Raw genomic sequence first — 16,759 nt, 5'->3', positions numbered from 1 at the left:
TGCGCTTATGATGAGCTTCCTTAAGATGAGAAGACGACGCCCTTGACCCGCTTGCCCGCCCTTTTCCTCGTGCTCTTTGCCGCGCTTATTTTCAGCGCTTCTGCCGTCCGGGCGGACAGCTGCCCGCTGGAGCGGCCCATCATGTTTGGGGGGCTCGACTGGGATTCCAACGCCTTTCACACGGAAGTCGCGCGCATCGTTCTGGAAGAAGGCTATGGCTGCCGGACCGACGTGCTGCCCGGCTCCTCCCTGCCGCTTTTAACCGGGCTCGGGCGCGGCGATATCGACGTCCTCATGGAAGTCTGGCTCGACAATGTCACCGAGCCCTGGAACGAGGCTTTGGCGCGGGGCGATGTCGTCTCGCTCGGCACGAATTTTCCCGATGCCGTGCAAGGCTGGTATGTGCCGCGCTATCTCGTGGAAGGGGATGCGGCACGCGGCATCGAAGCTGTCGCGCCCGGCCTTTCCCATGTACGCGATCTTGCCCGCTACAAAACCCTCTTCCGCGACCCGGAAGAACCGGCCAAAGGGCGCTTTTATAATTGCATTCTCGGCTGGAGCTGCGAAGTCCTCAACACCGCCAAGCTGCGCGCTTACGGGCTTGAGGACGATTTCACGAATTTCCGCCCCGGCACGGGCGCAGCGCTTGCCGCGGCCATTGCCGGGGCTTACGAGCGGGGCGAGCCCGTCGTTGCTTATTATTGGGGGCCGACCTGGGTGCTCGGCGCGTTCGATCTCATGCGTCTTGAAGAGCCGCCTTATGAACCGGCGAAATGGCGCGCTTTTGCCGATGATCCGGCCAACAATCCGCCCACCGCTTATCCAACGGTCGAAGTGGTTGTCGGCGCAAACGCGGATTTTGCCGAAGGCGCGCCCCGCATCGCGGAATTCCTTAAGGCTTATGAGACAAGCAACGCGCTCACCAGCGAAGCGCTCGCCTATCTGCGCGCCAATCCAGGCGCGCGTGCCCGCGATGCCGCCCGCAATTTTCTGGAGCGCCATCCGGAAATCTGGAAAGCCTGGGTAACGCCTGAAATCGCCGCCCGTATCGAAGGCAAGGCGCGTATGCCAGAAAGCAGCTTTCCGGAATTTCTGGAACTGTCACTCGATGAGCCCATCAACGCCGCCACCCGCGCGCTAGTGCGCAACTATGGCGGTTTCTTCGAGGCGGTGAGCACCGGCCTTCTTGCCATCATTCTCGCCGTCGAAACCGCACTGAAAGCGCTGCCCTGGTGGCTCGTACTGCTGCTCGCCGCAGCAACAGGCTATCACGCAATGCGCCACTGGGCAGCGCCGCCGCTTTTCGCCGGGCTCTTTTTCCTCGTCGGCATACTCGGGCTTTGGGACCTTGCGATGCAGACGCTGGCACTAACCGCCGTTTCGGTTTTCTTTGCCGTGCTCATAGGGCTTCCGGCGGGGATCGGCCTTGCCCGCTCGCACCGCGCACGGATTATCGCCCGCCCGATCCTCGATGCGATGCAGACATTGCCGAGTTTCGTCTATCTCATTCCCGCGCTCATGCTGTTCGGCCTCGGCAAGGTGCCCGCCCTCTTCGCCACGCTGATCTACGCAACACCGCCGCTGATCCGCCTGACGGAGCTGGGGCTCCGGCTCGTCGAAGACCGCTTCACCGAAGTCGCCGCCGATCTTGGCGCGACGCGCTGGCAGCGGCTGTGGGATATCGAGCTGCCGCTTGCCCTTCCCAATATCATGGCGGGGATCAACCAGACGATCATGATGGCGCTTTCCATGGTCGTCATCGCCTCCATGATCGGGGCGCGCGGGCTCGGCGAGGAAGTGCTGCTCGGCATTCAGCGCCTCGATGTAGGGCGCGGGCTCGTGGCGGGTCTTGCCATCGTGCTTCTTGCCATCGTCTTCGACCGGATCACGCAGGCCTATGGCAAGCGGGCGGAACACCGCTAGACATCACCCAAATGAAAAGGCGGCGCTCAAAAGAAAAGGCGGCGCCGCGGCACCGCCCTTCCCAAATTCATGCAGCGGGGCCTTAGAGGCCGAGCACGGCTTTCGCCATGATGTTGCGCTGAACTTCGTTCGAGCCGGCAAAGATCGAGGTCTTGCGGACCGAGAAGTAATAAGGCGCCACGGTCTTGGCATAGTCCGGGCCGATATCGGGCTCGTTCGTGTTGAGAAGCGCGTCTTCGACGAACGGGTTCACATAGATGCCCGTCGCTTCCAGCTTCAGCTCCGTGCCGCGCTGCTGCAGCTCGGTGCCGCGGCATTTCAGAAGCGAGGATTCCGGGCCCACATTCTTGCCCGCCGAAAGGGCGGAGAAGATGCGCAGCTCGGTGAATTCCATCGCTTTGATCTGCGCTTCATAATCGGCGATCTTGGCGGCGAATTCCGGATCTTCGATCAGCGGCTTGCCGTCCATTTCCTGTTCGGCGGCAATTTCCTTAATCTCGGCCAGCGCGTGGTAGAGGCCGGGCGAATAAGCGTTGCCCCGCTCGAACTCGAGCAGATATTTCGCGTAAGTCCAGCCCTTGTTCTCTTCACCGATGCGGTTTTCGATCGGCACTTTCACATCGTCGAAGAACACCTGGTTCACTTCCTGGTGCGGCGCGGGCGTGCCATCGAGGCAGACGATCGGCTCCACCGTGATGCCCGGCGTTTTCATGTCGATGAGCAGGAAGGAAATACCTTCCTGGGGCTTGCCTTCATTGGAGGTCCGCACGAGGCAAAAAATCCAGTCGGCATGCTGAGCGACGGAGGTCCATATCTTGGTGCCGTTGACGAGGTAGTGATCGCCCTTGTTCTCGGCCTTGCACTGCAGCGAGGCAAGGTCGGAGCCTGCGCCCGGCTCCGAATAGCCCTGGCAGAACCAGATGTCGGTCGCCAGAATCTTCGGCAGGAAGTAGTCCTTCTGCTCCTGGGAGCCGTATTTCATGATCACCGGCGCGCACATGGTAATGCCGAAGGGGATCGTGTGCGGCACATCGGCTTTGCCCATTTCCACGGAGAAAATATATTTCTGCGTGGGGGTGAAGCCCGGCCCGCCATATTCCACCGGCCAGTTCGGCGCGGCCCAGCCCTTTTTATAAAGAGCCTTCTGCCATTTCAGGTGATCTTCCTTATCGAGATACCCGTTCTTCGTGCGCTTGACCTTGTCGCGCAGATCGTCGGTGAAATTCTCGGCGATGAAAGCCTGCACTTCCTTGCGAAAGGCTTCATCTTCGGGGCTGAATGTCAGGTCCATACCTGTCTCCCAATTTTAAAATATAACCGTGCCGCAGCGGGCTCCCTTAAAGAGCCGCCTCAGTCGATCCGGTCGAGAAATTCAAGGCCGGGCGCTCCGTCGAGCACCGCGCCGAGCGCGGGAAAGGCCGCTTTGAAATAGTCCGACTTGCCATGGGCATCCAGCGCTTCCTGGCTTTCATACTGCTCCATGATCACGAAGGTCTGCGGATTGGATTTCGATTTGCACAGATCGTATTGCAGGCAGCCAGGCTCATTCGCCTTCACTTTGGACTGCAGGTCCTTGAAGACCTTCTCGAATTCCGCTTCCTTACCGGCCTGCACCTTCATCGTCGCGACGACACCGATCACACCCATGACTGTCCCTCACCTGTTCTTTGATTATGGAATCTCGTTGCGGGGCAATTTAGAGCGTTGATGCCCCGGCGGCAAATGCTTCCTGCCGCCCGATTTGCCAAATAAGCAAAGGAGATAGCGGCAATCCGCCGCCCTCCTCCGCTGTTCGTTTTTGACAAGCTGCTGGACGAATACGGTCAGGCGCTCAGCGCCCCTTGAATTCCGGCTTGCGCTTTTCGAAAAAGGCGTCGAGCGCTTCCATATGGTCCTCGGTGCCATGGGCCAGCGCCTGCATGGAGGCGGACATGTCCATCACCGTGTCGAATGTGCCGGTAATGCCGGCGCGCATCAGCCGCTTGGTCATGCGCAGCACATCCGGGGGCTGATTGCAGATCTTGGCGGCAAGCTTCTGCGCTTCGCCCATCAGATCCTCATGAGGCACGACGCGGGAGACGAGGCCCCAGTCCTGCGCCGTCTGCGCATCCACAATGTCACCGGTATAGAAAAGCTCGGCGGCGCGGGCCATGCCGATGATCTTGGGCAGGAGCCAGGCCCCGCCATCGCCGGGCACGAGACCGATCTTCAAAAACGTCACGCCGAATTTCGCGCTGTCGGAGGCAATGCGCGTGTCGCACATGCAGGCGACATCGTTGCCAAGGCCGATGGCCGGGCCGTTGACGGCGGCGATCACCGGCACTTCAAGGCCCCAGACAGCGCGCACGATACGGTGAATGCGGTGCCGGTAGGTCTTGTCGGCGATGGCAATCTGCGGGCCGTCAAAGGCATCCGACTTCTCGCGCATCGCCTTGATGTTGCCGCCGGCGGAAAAGGCGGAGCCTGCGCCCGTCAGAATCACGCAGCGCACATCACGGTCTTCATTGATGCGGTTCGCGGCTTCGGTGAAATTATCCGCGTCTTCCGGCTCGCCCAGCGGATTGCGCATATCCGGCCGGTTGATGGTGAGCGTAACAATGGGGCCGTTCTTTTCGAAAAGCAGCGCGTCTGAGATGGCGGGCATAAATCCTCCCTGAATTTTCTTTGGTTACCGTCCTTATACACTTTCAGGGGCCGCTCGAGTAAATCTTTGAAAACGCATCATTTTGCCAAGTTATCCCCAATCGCCCGGCAACGCTGCGTCAATTTTCATAAATTTTAATCTGAATCCCCAAGCGCTTGTTAAGAACTTTCGCCGAGGCTGGCGCCCGCACGACGACGCTCCGCCAAGGAGCAATTCCGCAACAGGGAGGGGGTTTACCGATGGACCGGTTCAAGGTTCTGATTTCGGCATTTCTGCCCAAATCGGCCACGACCGATATCTCCACCACCGATATCCCCGCCGTTGCGGACACCGCCGCCATCGGCACTGCAGGCGCCGGCACCAAATCTGCCGCGGGCGGCGCCCGTATCCGCGCCGAGCAGCTGAGAGTCTTTGCCGAGCTGCAATCGCGCGCCTTCTACTTCGCCCCGCCCACCCTTGCCTTCTTCGCCGCCTCCTTCGCCATCGAATGGGTGAACCCCTGGCATGCCGCGCTATGGTGGGCTTCGATGATGATCGTGATGATGACCAATCATCTGACGGTCAAAAAGTTTCTCGGCGAGCTTGCCAGGCGAACCGACTTTCCGGACGAATGGGAGCGGCAATGGCACTTTGTGCTGGCAGCCTCGAGCCTCGCCGTCTCCGTTACCTGGGCAAGCTTTGCCTTTGTTTTCTGGCTGGACGGCAATTTTCTCAATAACGCGTTGATCATCGCCGCGCTGACTTCCTCCACCGCTCCGCTTGCCATTTTCAGCTGCTCTTATCATCCCGCTTTTTATACGACCGTCGCGCCGATCTGCGGCGCCACGATCCTCAGGCTTTTATGGACGGACCAGCCGGTCAACTGGATGGGGGCCGTGGTCTTCGTGCTCTTCACCGCGCTGCTCTCGCGCATGTGCGCCTTCGTCAACGACTTCCTGCAGCGCTCATTTTATCTGGCCGATGAACGCAAAGGGCTGATCGATGCGCTCTCGCGGGAGAAAAAGGCGCTGGACCTTGCCCGGCGCAAGGCCGAAGACGCGAGCCGCGCCAAGACGCTCTTCCTTGCCAATATGAGCCATGAGCTCAGAACACCGCTCAATGCGATTATCGGCTTTTCGGAAGTCATGCATTCGGAGCTTTTCGGCAAGCACGCCCATGACAATTACAAGCAATATTCCCACGACATCAATTCAAGCGGCCAGCATCTCTTAGGCCTCATCAACGACATTCTCGATCTCTCCCGCATCGAGGCGGGCCGGATGGATTTTTCCGAAGAGCTGCTGGAGATCGAAATCCTGGCACGCGATTGCCGCAAGCTCGTGGAGCTGCGTGCCGCCGTGCACGATGTGCATATCGTGGAAGATTTCGATACACCCTTGCCGCTTCTGAAAGCCGACGGGCGCGCCATCCGGCAGACCTGGCTCAATCTTCTGACCAATGCGGTGAAATTCTCCCCCCCTAGCCGCTCGGTTTACATGGTGGCAAGGCGGCTGGGTGATGGCAGCCTGATGATCGGCGTGCATGACGAAGGCCCCGGCATCGCCGAGGATGAGATCGAGCACGTCATCCAATCATTCGCGCAAGGAGCGGCCGGTAAAAAGAACCCGGGCTCGGGCACCGGGCTCGGGCTTGCCATCGTCAAAGGGCTCGTGGAAGAGCATGGCGGCGAGTTCCGCCTGACGAGCCGGCTTGGCGAGGGCACACGGGCAGAGGCGATCTTCCCGGCGGACCGCATTATCGACAAATACAGCCGGCCCCATGATGCGTCCCAAGACGGGTTCGAAGGCGATCAGTCCCGCCTTGCGGTTTAAGCGGCCTCTCACACTTGCGCAAAGAAAAGGCCGCCCGGAGGCGGCCTTTCCGATAGATCATTGCGGCGCGCTTAGGCGGCGCTGGAATAACGCTTGAGATGATGGTCGACATTGCCGAACTGCGTGTCGATCATGGTCAGGCGCTTGAAGTAATGGCCGACGCTCAGCTCGTCCGTCATGCCCATGCCGCCGTGAAGCTGCACGGCCTGCTGACCGACGAAACGGCCGGCTTTGCCGATCTGCACTTTGGCGCCGGAGGCCGCCTTCTTGCGCTCGGCTTCTTCTTCCTCGACCTTCAGGTTCACCATGTAGGTCATGGAAACGGACTGCTCATAGGCCATGAACATATCGACCATGCGGTGCTGCAGCACCTGGAACTTGCCGATCGGCACACCGAACTGCTTACGCGTCTTACAATATTCGACGGTGGCCTCGTTCAGCTCTTTCATGCCGCCAATGGCTTCCGCGCTCAGCGCGGCGATGGCCTGGTCGGTGACTTTTTCGACGAGCGGCAGGCCCTTATCAACTTCGCCGATCACGGCATCGGCGCCCAGCTTGACGTTCTCGAAAGTGATTTCCGATGCCCGGCGCCCATCGACCGTCGGGTAGTCGCGGGTGGAGACGCCATCGGCGCCCTTGTCCACGATGAAGACGGTAACGCCGTCACGGTCGCGCTGACCGCCGGAGGTGCGGGCCGTCACGACCAGCTTGTCGGCCCAGGGAGCTGCCAGCACGACGCATTTGTAGCCGTTGAGCACGAAGCCGTCGCCGTCCTTCTTCGCCGTCGTTTTCAGATCGGCGAGATTGTAGCGGCCCTGCGGCTCGGCATAGGCGAACGTCCAGATGTCCTCACCGCCGATGATGCCGGGGATCAGCTCTTCCTGCTGAGCGGGCGAGCCGCCTTCACGCAGGAAACCGCCGGCCAGCACCACGGTTTCAAGGAACGGCTCGACGACGAGATGGCGGCCGAATTCTTCCATGATGATCATGGTGTCGATGGCGCCGCCGCCCAGACCGCCCATCTCCTCGGAGAACGGCGCGGCAAGCAGACCGAGTTCGGCGAATTGCTGCCAATAATCCCGGCGGAAGCCTTCGTCGCTCGCGACGATCTTACGGCGGGTGTCGAAGTCGTATTTGTCCTGCAGGAAGCTCTGCACCGTATTCCGGAGCAGGGTCTGTTCCTCGCTAAACGAAAAATCCATCTCGCTACCTTCCCTGCGTTATAGCCCTAACGCGCGTTTGTTTGTCTCGGTTCCGCTGCCCCGAAGGGCCCCCTCGCGGGCCGGCTGGCACCGGCCCCAGCGCGGGACCGGACGCCAATTTCTTTTTCCGGCCCGCTAAAGCGCGAGACCGGGCGATCTGGCCCTTTTGTTAGAGGCCCAGCACCATTTTGGCAATAATGTTGTGCTGAATTTCGTTGGAGCCGCCATAGATCGCGGTCTTGCGCATATTGAAGTAATTCTGCGACTGACCGGCGGCATATTCGGGTCCCGGTACATATTCGTTACCCGTCCGTTCATGTCCGTGCGGGGCATAAACGAAGCCATAATGGCCCACGGCCTCCAAAGTCAGCTCGGTGATGCGCTGCTGGATCTCCGTCCCCTTGATCTTGAGGATGGACGATTCGGGCCCCGGCCCCTGGCCTTTGCTTTCGGCGGCCAAGGTGCGCAGTTCGGTAAATTCCAGCGCCGTCAGGTCGATCTCGACCTCGGAAATCTTGGTCGAGAACTCTTCCTGGTCGAGCAGCGGCTCGCCGTCCACCAGTTCCGCCTTGGCGATGTTCTTCAGCCGCTCAATGGCCTTTTTCGAGCGCGCGACGCCAGCAATGCCGGAGCGTTCGTTGCCGAGCAGGAACTTGGCGTAGGTCCAGCCTTTGTTTTCCTCACCGATGAGGTTTTCAGCCGGCACTTTCACGTCTTCCAGGAAGACCTCGTTCACCTCATGGCCGCCATCCATGGTGATGATGGGGCGCACGGTGATGCCCGGCGTTTTCATGTCGATGAGGAAGAAGGAAATCGCATCCTGGGCCTTGGCGTCCGGATCGGTCTTGGCCAAGCAGAACATCCAGTCGGCATGCTGGGCGAGCGTCGTCCAGGTTTTCGAGCCGTTGATGATGTAATGATCGCCCTCGCGTACGGCTTTCGTGCGCAGGCTAGCAAGGTCGGACCCCGCGCCCGGCTCCGAATAGCCCTGGCACCACCAATCGTCACCCGACAGGATGCCCGGCAGGAAGCGCTTCTTCTGCTCTTCATTGCCGAAGGTGTAAATCACCGGGCCGACCATTGAGAGGCCGAACGGCAGAAGCGGCGTCGTTTCGGCGCGCGCGCATTCCTCGTTCCAAATGTAGCGCTGGGTGATGGACCAGCCCGTGCCGCCATATTCGACCGGCCAATGGGGAGCGATCCAGCCCTTCTTATAAAGGATCCTGTGCCACATCAGGATCTGTTCTTTGGTCATGTCACCGCGCGTTTTCAGATCGCGCAGCTCTTGGGGATAATTATCCGCGATAAACGCGCGGACCTCGTCACGGAAGGCGATCTCTTCCGGGGAAAAGCTCATATCCATGGCACCAACCTCCAGTTTCCGGCGCCCGGCGGGCCGCCGCGTTTCCTTTGTTTCTTTGCCCGTGTTCTGAAAACGGCTCCGGGGCTCCGGAAAAGGAGCCCGGCCGGGCGATTGGCCGTGAGTTTACTGACAATGTGTCAGGTTTCAAGAAAGATAAGCCGGCGGCTTTCAATATCCAGCCGCGCGCTAAAAATCTTCGCAGCGCTTGCCGCAGGGTCAGACCGGCCCTTTGCCGATGCCATGCGCCTTCATGAAAGCGGCAATCGCCTCTTTATGAGCCGCTGTGGTGAAGCAGATGGGCTCGGCATATTCCTCCATGGCGAGCGCTTCTTCAAAGGACATATCCGCCGCCCGGCGCATGAGGGGTTTTGCCATGGACAGCAGCCCTTCGGGCAACGCCTGCGCACGGGCGGCAAAGGCGCGGGCTTCTTCCACCAACCTCTCATGCGGCACGACTTTGTTGATGAGGCCGAAATCATGCGCTTGGCTGGCGGAAAGTTCCTCCCCGCTCAAATAGAGCTCCATGAAACGGTGATGGCCGATGCGGCGCGAGAAGAGCCAGTTCGTGCCCACCTCCGGCAGAAGCCCGATCTTGGCAAAGGCCGTGACGAGCCGCGCGCGCTCAGAAGCAACAATGATGTCGCAGGCAAGCGCAAAGGCAAGGCCGACACCGGCGGCCGGCCCGTTCAAAGCGGCGATGCATAGTTTGTCGCTGCCCGTCAGCGCCCGCGCCACGCCGCCGAACTGATAGCGGATCCAGCGCCACATGCCGATGGCCCCTTCCCGCCCTTCTTTCAAGATCGTGTCGGCAAATTCCATAAGGCGCATATCACCGCCTGCCGAAAAGGCCGGATCGCACCCGGTCAGGATCAGCACCTCCACATCCGGGCTGCGCAACGTTTCCTCGATGCGTTCGCGCAGCTGATAACAAAGCGTCGCGCTCAGCGCATTGTAGCTCGCCGGATCGTCCATCGTGACGGTGGCAACCCCTGCTTCTACGTCCACCCGGACAAGCTCCCGTTCATCGCGCATGGCGCTTTCGATGAGGTTGCGGTAGCCGGGGGTCTTTGCCGTATTTTCCATGACGCTCTCCTTTTGGCTGTAAAGGTCCCGCGTCCGGGATAAAGCGGAAGACAGACAAGGGCGCGCGAATTCACGGCAACGGAGCTTTGAGAAATTGGAAAAGGCGCGGCAGCCTATATTAGAGCGCGCTACTGCTGAGCTTTGCGCGCGTGCAAAGCCATTCGCGCAATTGCCGGATGGGTTCTTCCTCCCAGCGGCGCGGCTCGGCAACGAAGTAAAAGGCGCGGCCAAGATCGAGCACCGGCAAAGCCGCCTGCGTAAGACGGCCTGCCTTCAGATACGGCAAAGCAAGAATGCGCGGGGCGAGCGCGGCGCCGAGACCGTTTGCCGCCGCCTCCAGCATCAATTGCGCATTCTCGAAAATGTGGGGCTCTGAAGGCGCGGCAGACGCACCGAGCTCATCGAAGAAGCCATGCCAGGCATCTTCCGCGCCGCTGACACCGAGAAGCGGTGTTTTGCTCAGCGCTTCCCCATCCAGCGGCTCAACGGCAAAGACCGCAAGCGCGCCGTCGATGAGCCGCTCCGCTTTCACATCTTCCCAATTGCCAAGCCCGTAGCGGATGGCGGCATCCACCGCGCCGCGTTTGTGCCGCGTGACATGGGGGCCGGTTTCGATTTTCAGATCGAGGCCGGGATGCGTGTCATGGAAATTCTTCAGCTCACCGATGAGCCAGAGCGCGGCAAGCGAAGTGGGCAGATGCAGAACGAGTTTGCCGCTGCCGGATTTGGCGGGCGGCGCGAGGATACGGCCAAGTTCATCGACAATGGGAGAAAGCTCGGCAAAAAGCGAAAGGCCGCACGGGGTAAAGGAAAGCGTGGCGCCGCTGCGCAAAAATAATGCTTCGCCGACGAGCGCTTCCAGCCCCGCCACGCGCTTGGAAAGCGCGGAGACGGTGAGGTTCAACTGCTCTGCAGCGCGGGAAAAACTTTGCGCCCGGCCCACCGCGACAAAAGCCTCGACACCCAGAAGACTGGGAAGGCGGCGGGAGGGCGATGCTTCGGGCGGCGTGCTCACAGTCCTTCCCTCTTTCAAGCGCTCTTGGCGTGCGGGTCAGTTATTCCCGTCCTCGCGCGGCGCGGTCTGCTGGATAATGGCGACGGCCTGCTTGAGCTGGCTTGCCGCCAGCGCCGCGCCCAGCCCGTGCTCGGCCTCGATAGCGTAATTCAGCACCGGCTTCAGGCCGAGCTCTTTCAAGAGCCGGTCATGGGCGGGCCCCGCGCTATGCGCGGCCATGCAATGATCGAGCGCGCGCGGATTGGCCTTGAAGAGCACCGCTGCCGCTGCCGTGCTGACGAAACCGTCAAGCAGCACGGGAATGCGCTGATAGCGCGCGGCGAGAATGGCGCCTGCAATCGCGGCCATTTCACGCCCGCCCAGTTTGCGCAGCAATTCCAGCGGGTCTTTGTCACCTTGGGTGCGCGCCAGGGCCACCTCGACCAAAGCCTTGGCGGGATCGGCTATATCGGGCATCAAACCTTCCAGCCAGTCTTCCGCTCTGCCGCCGAAAAGCGCGGCGGCAAGAGCGGCGGCCACCGCCCGGTTGCCGCTTCCCGCCGCGCCGAGGCAAAGAAGGTCGGCGCCGCCCGCAATCGCTTCCATGCCGAAGGCCATGGTCGCCGCGCAGGCCGGTTCATCCAGCGCGTCTTCCTCGCCGATATCCGGCGTCGGCATATCGAGCGCAAGGTCGAAGACTTTCAGCCCCATGCCGATGTCGAGCGCGATCTGATTGACCGGTGCGCCGCCTGCCGCCATCAGCTCCACCTGCTTTTGCGTATCCGGCTCACCGGCGGGCGCAAGGCCGCGGGCAGCCGCGCCGTGCGTCGAGGCGAAAACGGCAAGCAAGGGGCGCAGCACCATCGGGCCTTCCGCCTGCCAGGCGGCCAGCCATTCGGCCATGGGCGCCAGGCGGCCAAAGGCGGCGACGGGCCAGGCGCGGGCCGCCGCTTCATCGCGGGTCTTTACCCATCTTTCCTTGTCGGGGCCGGGAAGTCCGGAGAGGAGATTTCGAATATCGTCGAAGGGAAGTCCGCTGGCTGCGCGCATAAGAAACTCTGTCCCGATTTCCACCTTCCTCGCCTCCGCCCCGCGCGGAGAGTTTGAATCGGCGGCATTCCTGTCTAAATCTGGAACACGGGACGCAAAATCCCTTGAAGAAACAAAAGGGAAAGATCGACGCCGTGCAGGGCGTTCCTATACCTTATTGCGTATGACACACAACCGCCAAAGCGACACCGAAAACAGCCAAGACCCGCGCCAGGGCCCCCGTCACTGGCAGGACGTGAACCCGGCTGCCCTTTTCGCCGATTTTAAAAGCGCCCTTTCCGCGCTGACCCGGCTGCGCCCGCCCGAGGAAGAGCAAATGCCGCCGCGCGCCCAGCGCGCCTATCCTTTCGCCGGGGCCTTGATCGGGCTCATCGGCGGGATCGGCTTTCTGCTGGCAAGCGGCATCGGATTGCCGGCCCTCGTTTCCAGCGCAATTGCCGTGGGGCTCATGGTGACGGCGACGGGGGCGCTTTCCGAGCGCACTTTCGTCAAAGCCGTTGACCGGCTGGCGAGCCAGTCCAAAGGTCCCCGGCTCGTGGGCGGGGAAGCGGCGCCCACCGGCATGATCGCGCTGGTGCTGATCCTCATTGCCAAGGTCAGCCTGATTGCAGGGCTCGGCGAGATCGGCGGGGCGGGCCTTGCGCTTACCGCGCTGATTGCGGCAAGCGCCGCCGGTTACACCGGCCCCGTCAGCGCGCTTCACTTTGCCTATAATGTGGATGAAGACGCGCCGGACCGGCCGGCAGAAACCGTGGTGCTGCAAGCGCTGATCTTTTGCGCGCTCATCGCCTTTCTCACGCTCTATGTCTGGACGGCGCTTGCCGGGCTGCTCGGCGCTTTCATCGGCGTCATTCTGTCCGGCATTCTTGCGGTGCGCCGGGGCAAAGCGTTTCTGCATAATTCCCTCGCCATTGTCGGCGAGACGACCCAGATTGCCTTTCTGGCCGCGAGCTATATGGTGCTCACCGGATAGAGAGGCGAGCCATGGCGGAAGAAATCGAAAGCCCCTGCATCGGAGTCTGCGCGGTCGATGGGCGCAGCGGCCTTTGCGAGGGATGCGGGCGCAAGCTGAAAGAGATTGCCGGCTGGCGCGGCTATAGCGCGCCGGAGCGGGCCGAGATCATGGCCGCCTTGCCCGAGCGCATGAAAGCGGCGGGCTTTAAAATCCGCGAGCGGACCTGACTTATCCCGCGTCGCGGTCCGCTTTCAGGCCGAGCGGGTTTGCATCGAGCACCTTGCCGGAAAGCGCGCCCAGCCAATCGAGCCCCTGGCGCAGCCGCACCACTTCCCCGATGACGACAATGGCCGGCGCCTTGAAGCCCGTGCGCTCGATATCGGCGATGACGCTGCCCAGATCGCTTTCCAGAGTTTCCTGATCTTTCAGTGTGGCATTGCGCACCAGCGCCACCGGTTCATCGGCGCTGCGTCCGTTTTCGCGCAGGATATCGACAATGCGCGGCAGATGCGCGAGCGCCATGTAAAGAACGATGACGGGCGAGCCCTTGGCGATCGCCGCCCAATCGAGATGTTCGGGCACCTTGCCGCTCGCGGTATGGCCGGTGACGAAAGTGACGGCGTGGTTCGTGTCGCGGTGGGTGACGGGAATGCCCGCATAGCCGAGGCCGCCCACACCGGCGGTAACGCCCGGCACGATGCGGAAGGGAATGCCGGCTTCGACGAGCGCCAGGCCCTCTTCCCCGCCCCGGCCGAAGACGAAAGGATCGCCGCCCTTCAGCCGCAGCACGCGCTTGCCTGCGCGGGCCAGCTCGACAAGGCGGGCGGAAATATCGCGCTGCTTCGGGCTCGGCTTGCCGCCGCGCTTGCCGGAATATTCGAGCGTGGCCTTCGGCGAGGCAAGCTTCAGCACCGCCTCATCCACCAAGGCGTCATATACAATCACATCGGCTTGAGAGAGGGCATTCCAGGCATGGAGCGTCAAAAGTCCCGGATCGCCGGGGCCGGCGCCGACGAGCCAGACCCAGCCCAGCTCAAACCGCGGCAGGCCAAGGCCCTCAGCGGCGCGGCCGAGCGCGCTTTCTGCGCCTTTCTCAGGCGCCGGAGCACCGGACGCGCCCGCCCCAGAAGGACCAAGAGGAATGATATCTGCCGCCATGAATTCACTCATTATTTGCGTGAATTAAATCAATTCACGCTGCACCACGTAAATAATGACTTATCCTCCCCCTTGCAAGCCCCTGCGATACTGGCGCCAGACCGGCACTTTAACAGGAAAGCACCGGAAAATCCGCCTGTGCGGCATCACGAAAACCGCAGGAGGCTCAAATCCGCCCGAAAGCGGGAAAGAAACGGCAATAATTTGGAGGCTACACTCACCCCATGAGAGACAATCGCTGGACATGGCTCGGCCTTTTCGGCCTCGCGCTCGCCGCGCTGATTTATGTGCTTCATTCGCGTTATCCGGGCGTTCTGGGCCAGGAGGACGCGCAGATGCGTCTCGTTTACGCTGTGGCGCTGCTTTCCTTCGTCGGGGGCAGCTTCGTACTCGGCTGGCGGGGCAGCGCGGGTCTAGCGCTGAAACAGGCCCTCATCTGGATTACCATCGCGCTCGGGCTGATCATCGGTTATGGCTACCGGGACGTGTTCTATTCGCTCGGCACGCAGGTGCGCTCCGAGCTTGCCCCTGCAAGCCCGCAGCAAACAGGGCCGGGCACCGTCACGCTTGCCTCGACACGGAACGGGCATTTTCTGGCAGACGCCCTCATCAACGGCACGCATGTGCGCCTTCTCGTCGATACCGGGGCGAGCGATGTGGCGCTGACCATGGAAGATGCGCGCCGGCTCGGCTTCAAACCGCAGGAGCTTTCCTACACCGTGCCTTACCAGACGGCGAACGGACTTGCCTTTGCCGCGCGCGTGACGCTCGATGAAATCAAACTTGGGCCGATCACCCAGCGCAATGTCCGCGCCTCGGTGATGAGCCAGGGGCTCGACCAGTCACTGCTCGGCATGAGCTTTCTGGGGCAATTGCGCTCGCTGGAAGTGCAAGGCAGCCGGCTCATCCTCAAACAATAATTTCAAAGAGCGGCGGGCAAGGCGGCCTTCGCCCCTGTTACCGGCTGCCGCTTCGCTGTATCTTACCGGCTCTTTCAGGGTGCCGTCCGGCGCCCCTCATCAGTTCACTGGGGATGTGATTTCATGCTGCCCGTACCGCGCGCCGATCTGGAACCGAATACCGAAGCCTTCGAGACGACGCCGCTCGTCGCCCCGACCGGCTTTCGCGAATATGACGCGCGCTGGCTCTTTCCCTCGCAGATCAATCTGCGCGGCGTGCAGGCGCTCGGCCTCGGGCTCGGCACGCTGATCCATGAAATGGGTATCGAGCCGAAAATTTCCGTCGGGCACGATTTCCGCGGCTATTCGGGCTCGATCCAGCAGGCGCTGATGAACGGGCTGATGGGCGCGGGCTGCGAGGTGTTCGATATCGGCCTTGCGCTGTCGCCGGTCGCTTATTTCTCGCAATTCGCGCTCGATGTGCCCGCCGTTGCCATGGTGACGGCAAGCCACAATGAAAACGGCTGGACGGGCGTTAAAATGGGCGTCGAGCGCCCCCTCACCTTCGGGCCGGATGAAATGTCCCGGCTGAAGAAGATCGTGCTCGAAGGCACTTACAAGACACGCAGCGGCGGGGCCTATCACTTCATCGAAGATATGCGCGAGCGCTATATCGAGGACCTGACGAACCGGCCGAACCTGAAGCGCAAGCTGAAAGTCGTGGCCGCCTGCGGCAACGGCACGGCGGGCATCTTCGCGCCGCGCGTGCTGGAGGCCATCGGCGCGGAAGTCATCGCGCTCGACTGCGAACTCGATAACACATTCCCGCGCTACAATCCCAATCCGGAAGACATGGAAATGCTTCATGCGCTGCGCGACAAGGTGCTGGAAACGGGCGCCGATGTCGGCCTTGCCTTTGACGGGGACGGCGACCGCTGCGGCGTGGTGGACAATGAGGGTGAAGAAATTTTCGCCGATAAAGTGGGCGTCATGCTCGCCCGCGATCTTTCCGCCCAATATCCGAACGCGCAATTCGTCGTCGATGTGAAATCCACCGGGCTTTTCATGACCGATCCGGTGCTTTTGAAAAACGGCGCCAAGACCGATTATTGGAAGACCGGCCATTCCTACATCAAGCGCCGCTCGCACGAGCTGAACGCACTGGTCGGTTTCGAAAAAAGCGGGCATTACTTTTTCAACCAGCCCATCGGACGCGGCTATGATGACGGGCCGCTTTCCGCTATCGCCATTTGCGACATGCTGGACCGCAACCCGGACAAGAGCATGGCGGATCTGAAAAACGCCCTGCCCAAGACCTGGGGCTCGCCCACTATGTCGCCTTATTGCGACGATGAAAAGAAATACGATGTGGTGGACCGCATGGTGACGCTCTTTTCCGCCATGGCGGACAAAGGAGAGATGCTGGCGGGCCAGAAAATCCGCGAGCTTGTGACCGTCAACGGCGTGCGCATCGTGCTGGAAGACGGCACCTGGGGCCTTGTGCGCGCCTCCTCCAACAAGCCCGGCCTTGTGGTGGTGGTAGAAAGCCCGACCTCGGAGGAAAACATGCGCGCGATCTTTACCGAGATCGACACGCGCCTTTCCGCCCAGCCGGAAGTCGGTGAGTACGACCAGAAAATCTGAGGCAAAATCTGAAGTGAAAGCGGCAAGCGGGGG

At 61.4% G+C, this 16,759-nt stretch carries 15 protein-coding genes and 1 pseudogene; 7 read left to right on the top strand and 9 right to left on the bottom strand.

Features of this window, described 5'->3' with window-relative positions:
* Positions 1-141: 141 nt before the first annotated feature.
* Together M2A_RS18175 and M2A_RS18170 are read left to right on the top strand one after the other, a co-directional pair.
* Positions 142-984, top strand: a pseudogene (locus tag M2A_RS18175) (ABC transporter substrate-binding protein); the annotation flags it as partial.
* An 81-nt stretch (positions 985-1,065) separates the two neighbouring features.
* Complete coding sequence (locus M2A_RS18170; protein WP_197052888.1) at positions 1,066-1,923, top strand: ABC transporter permease; 858 nt, start codon at positions 1,066-1,068, stop codon at positions 1,921-1,923.
* A gap of 82 nt (positions 1,924-2,005) precedes the next feature.
* Here M2A_RS18170 and M2A_RS08550 read toward each other — a convergent pair whose 3' ends face one another.
* The 3 genes from M2A_RS08550 to M2A_RS08540 form a co-directional block, all read right to left on the bottom strand.
* On the bottom strand, positions 2,006-3,214 hold the full coding sequence (locus tag M2A_RS08550; RefSeq protein WP_045445755.1) for an acyl-CoA dehydrogenase family protein: 1,209 nt from the start codon (positions 3,212-3,214) through the stop codon (positions 2,006-2,008).
* A gap of 59 nt (positions 3,215-3,273) precedes the next feature.
* Positions 3,274-3,570: a putative quinol monooxygenase gene (locus M2A_RS08545; RefSeq protein ID WP_121878519.1), complete on the bottom strand. Its 297-nt coding sequence runs from the start codon at positions 3,568-3,570 to the stop codon at positions 3,274-3,276.
* 184 nt (positions 3,571-3,754) lie between these two features.
* Complete coding sequence (locus tag M2A_RS08540; protein ID WP_045445752.1) at positions 3,755-4,567, bottom strand: crotonase/enoyl-CoA hydratase family protein; 813 nt, start codon at positions 4,565-4,567, stop codon at positions 3,755-3,757.
* 239 nt (positions 4,568-4,806) lie between these two features.
* On the opposite strand from M2A_RS08540, the gene M2A_RS17320 reads away from it, so the two are divergent.
* Entirely contained in the window at positions 4,807-6,378 is a 1,572-nt protein-coding gene (locus M2A_RS17320; protein ID WP_052379330.1) for a sensor histidine kinase, read from the top strand.
* Between the two features lie 71 nt (positions 6,379-6,449).
* On the opposite strand, the gene M2A_RS08530 is transcribed toward M2A_RS17320, so the two are convergent.
* The 5 genes from M2A_RS08530 to M2A_RS08510 all read right to left on the bottom strand — a co-directional run bounded on the left by M2A_RS08530 (position 6,450) and on the right by M2A_RS08510 (position 12,070).
* Complete coding sequence (locus M2A_RS08530; protein WP_045445749.1) at positions 6,450-7,580, bottom strand: acyl-CoA dehydrogenase family protein; 1,131 nt, start codon at positions 7,578-7,580, stop codon at positions 6,450-6,452.
* A gap of 169 nt (positions 7,581-7,749) precedes the next feature.
* Complete coding sequence (locus M2A_RS08525; protein WP_045445746.1) at positions 7,750-8,943, bottom strand: acyl-CoA dehydrogenase family protein; 1,194 nt, start codon at positions 8,941-8,943, stop codon at positions 7,750-7,752.
* A 216-nt stretch (positions 8,944-9,159) separates the two neighbouring features.
* The gene (locus tag M2A_RS08520) at positions 9,160-10,026 is read right to left on the bottom strand and encodes an enoyl-CoA hydratase/isomerase family protein (RefSeq protein WP_052379329.1); all 867 of its coding nucleotides are present in this window, start codon (positions 10,024-10,026) and stop codon (positions 9,160-9,162) included.
* A gap of 118 nt (positions 10,027-10,144) precedes the next feature.
* Positions 10,145-11,041: a LysR substrate-binding domain-containing protein gene (locus tag M2A_RS08515; RefSeq protein ID WP_045445743.1), complete on the bottom strand. Its 897-nt coding sequence runs from the start codon at positions 11,039-11,041 to the stop codon at positions 10,145-10,147.
* 36 nt (positions 11,042-11,077) lie between these two features.
* Entirely contained in the window at positions 11,078-12,070 is a 993-nt protein-coding gene (locus tag M2A_RS08510) for a nicotinate-nucleotide--dimethylbenzimidazole phosphoribosyltransferase (RefSeq protein WP_045445740.1), read from the bottom strand.
* 163 nt (positions 12,071-12,233) lie between these two features.
* Here M2A_RS08510 and M2A_RS08505 point away from each other — a divergent pair, with 163 nt between their 5' ends.
* Complete coding sequence (locus tag M2A_RS08505) at positions 12,234-13,043, top strand: adenosylcobinamide-GDP ribazoletransferase (RefSeq protein ID WP_045445737.1); 810 nt, start codon at positions 12,234-12,236, stop codon at positions 13,041-13,043.
* An 11-nt stretch (positions 13,044-13,054) separates the two neighbouring features.
* Positions 13,055-13,252 (top strand): DUF1289 domain-containing protein, encoded by a 198-nt coding sequence (locus tag M2A_RS08500; RefSeq protein WP_045445734.1) that lies wholly within the window; start codon positions 13,055-13,057, stop codon positions 13,250-13,252.
* 1 nt (position 13,253) lies between these two features.
* On the opposite strand, the gene cobA is transcribed toward M2A_RS08500, so the two are convergent.
* Entirely contained in the window at positions 13,254-14,183 is a 930-nt protein-coding gene (gene cobA / locus M2A_RS08495; protein ID WP_081875505.1) for a uroporphyrinogen-III C-methyltransferase, read from the bottom strand.
* A 224-nt stretch (positions 14,184-14,407) separates the two neighbouring features.
* On the opposite strand from cobA, the gene M2A_RS08490 reads away from it, so the two are divergent.
* Positions 14,408-15,103: a retropepsin-like aspartic protease family protein gene (locus M2A_RS08490; protein WP_052379328.1), complete on the top strand. Its 696-nt coding sequence runs from the start codon at positions 14,408-14,410 to the stop codon at positions 15,101-15,103.
* Positions 15,104-15,226: 123 nt separating this feature from the next.
* Positions 15,227-16,726: a phosphomannomutase/phosphoglucomutase gene (locus M2A_RS08485; RefSeq protein ID WP_045445731.1), complete on the top strand. Its 1,500-nt coding sequence runs from the start codon at positions 15,227-15,229 to the stop codon at positions 16,724-16,726.
* Positions 16,727-16,759 lie beyond the last annotated feature (33 nt).

Source organism: Tepidicaulis marinus, assembly GCF_000739695.1.
Classification (GTDB): domain Bacteria; phylum Pseudomonadota; class Alphaproteobacteria; order Parvibaculales; family Parvibaculaceae; genus Tepidicaulis; species Tepidicaulis marinus.
Note: the sequence above shows the minus strand (reverse complement) of the source record. Positions and strands in the feature narration are given on the sequence as shown.

Coding starts and splice junctions, on each gene's coding strand:
- M2A_RS18170 (WP_197052888.1), top strand. CDS start 1,066: ATGCCAGAAAGCAGCTTTCCGGAATTTCTGGAACTGTCACTCGATGAG.
- M2A_RS08550 (WP_045445755.1), bottom strand. CDS start 3,214: ATGGACCTGACATTCAGCCCCGAAGATGAAGCCTTTCGCAAGGAAGTG.
- M2A_RS08545 (WP_121878519.1), bottom strand. CDS start 3,570: ATGGGTGTGATCGGTGTCGTCGCGACGATGAAGGTGCAGGCCGGTAAG.
- M2A_RS08540 (WP_045445752.1), bottom strand. CDS start 4,567: ATGCCCGCCATCTCAGACGCGCTGCTTTTCGAAAAGAACGGCCCCATT.
- M2A_RS17320 (WP_052379330.1), top strand. CDS start 4,807: ATGGACCGGTTCAAGGTTCTGATTTCGGCATTTCTGCCCAAATCGGCC.
- M2A_RS08530 (WP_045445749.1), bottom strand. CDS start 7,580: ATGGATTTTTCGTTTAGCGAGGAACAGACCCTGCTCCGGAATACGGTG.
- M2A_RS08525 (WP_045445746.1), bottom strand. CDS start 8,943: ATGGATATGAGCTTTTCCCCGGAAGAGATCGCCTTCCGTGACGAGGTC.
- M2A_RS08520 (WP_052379329.1), bottom strand. CDS start 10,026: ATGGAAAATACGGCAAAGACCCCCGGCTACCGCAACCTCATCGAAAGC.
- M2A_RS08510 (WP_045445740.1), bottom strand. CDS start 12,070: ATGCGCGCAGCCAGCGGACTTCCCTTCGACGATATTCGAAATCTCCTC.
- M2A_RS08505 (WP_045445737.1), top strand. CDS start 12,234: ATGACACACAACCGCCAAAGCGACACCGAAAACAGCCAAGACCCGCGC.
- M2A_RS08500 (WP_045445734.1), top strand. CDS start 13,055: ATGGCGGAAGAAATCGAAAGCCCCTGCATCGGAGTCTGCGCGGTCGAT.
- cobA (WP_081875505.1), bottom strand. CDS start 14,183: ATGGCGGCAGATATCATTCCTCTTGGTCCTTCTGGGGCGGGCGCGTCC.
- M2A_RS08490 (WP_052379328.1), top strand. CDS start 14,408: ATGAGAGACAATCGCTGGACATGGCTCGGCCTTTTCGGCCTCGCGCTC.
- M2A_RS08485 (WP_045445731.1), top strand. CDS start 15,227: ATGCTGCCCGTACCGCGCGCCGATCTGGAACCGAATACCGAAGCCTTC.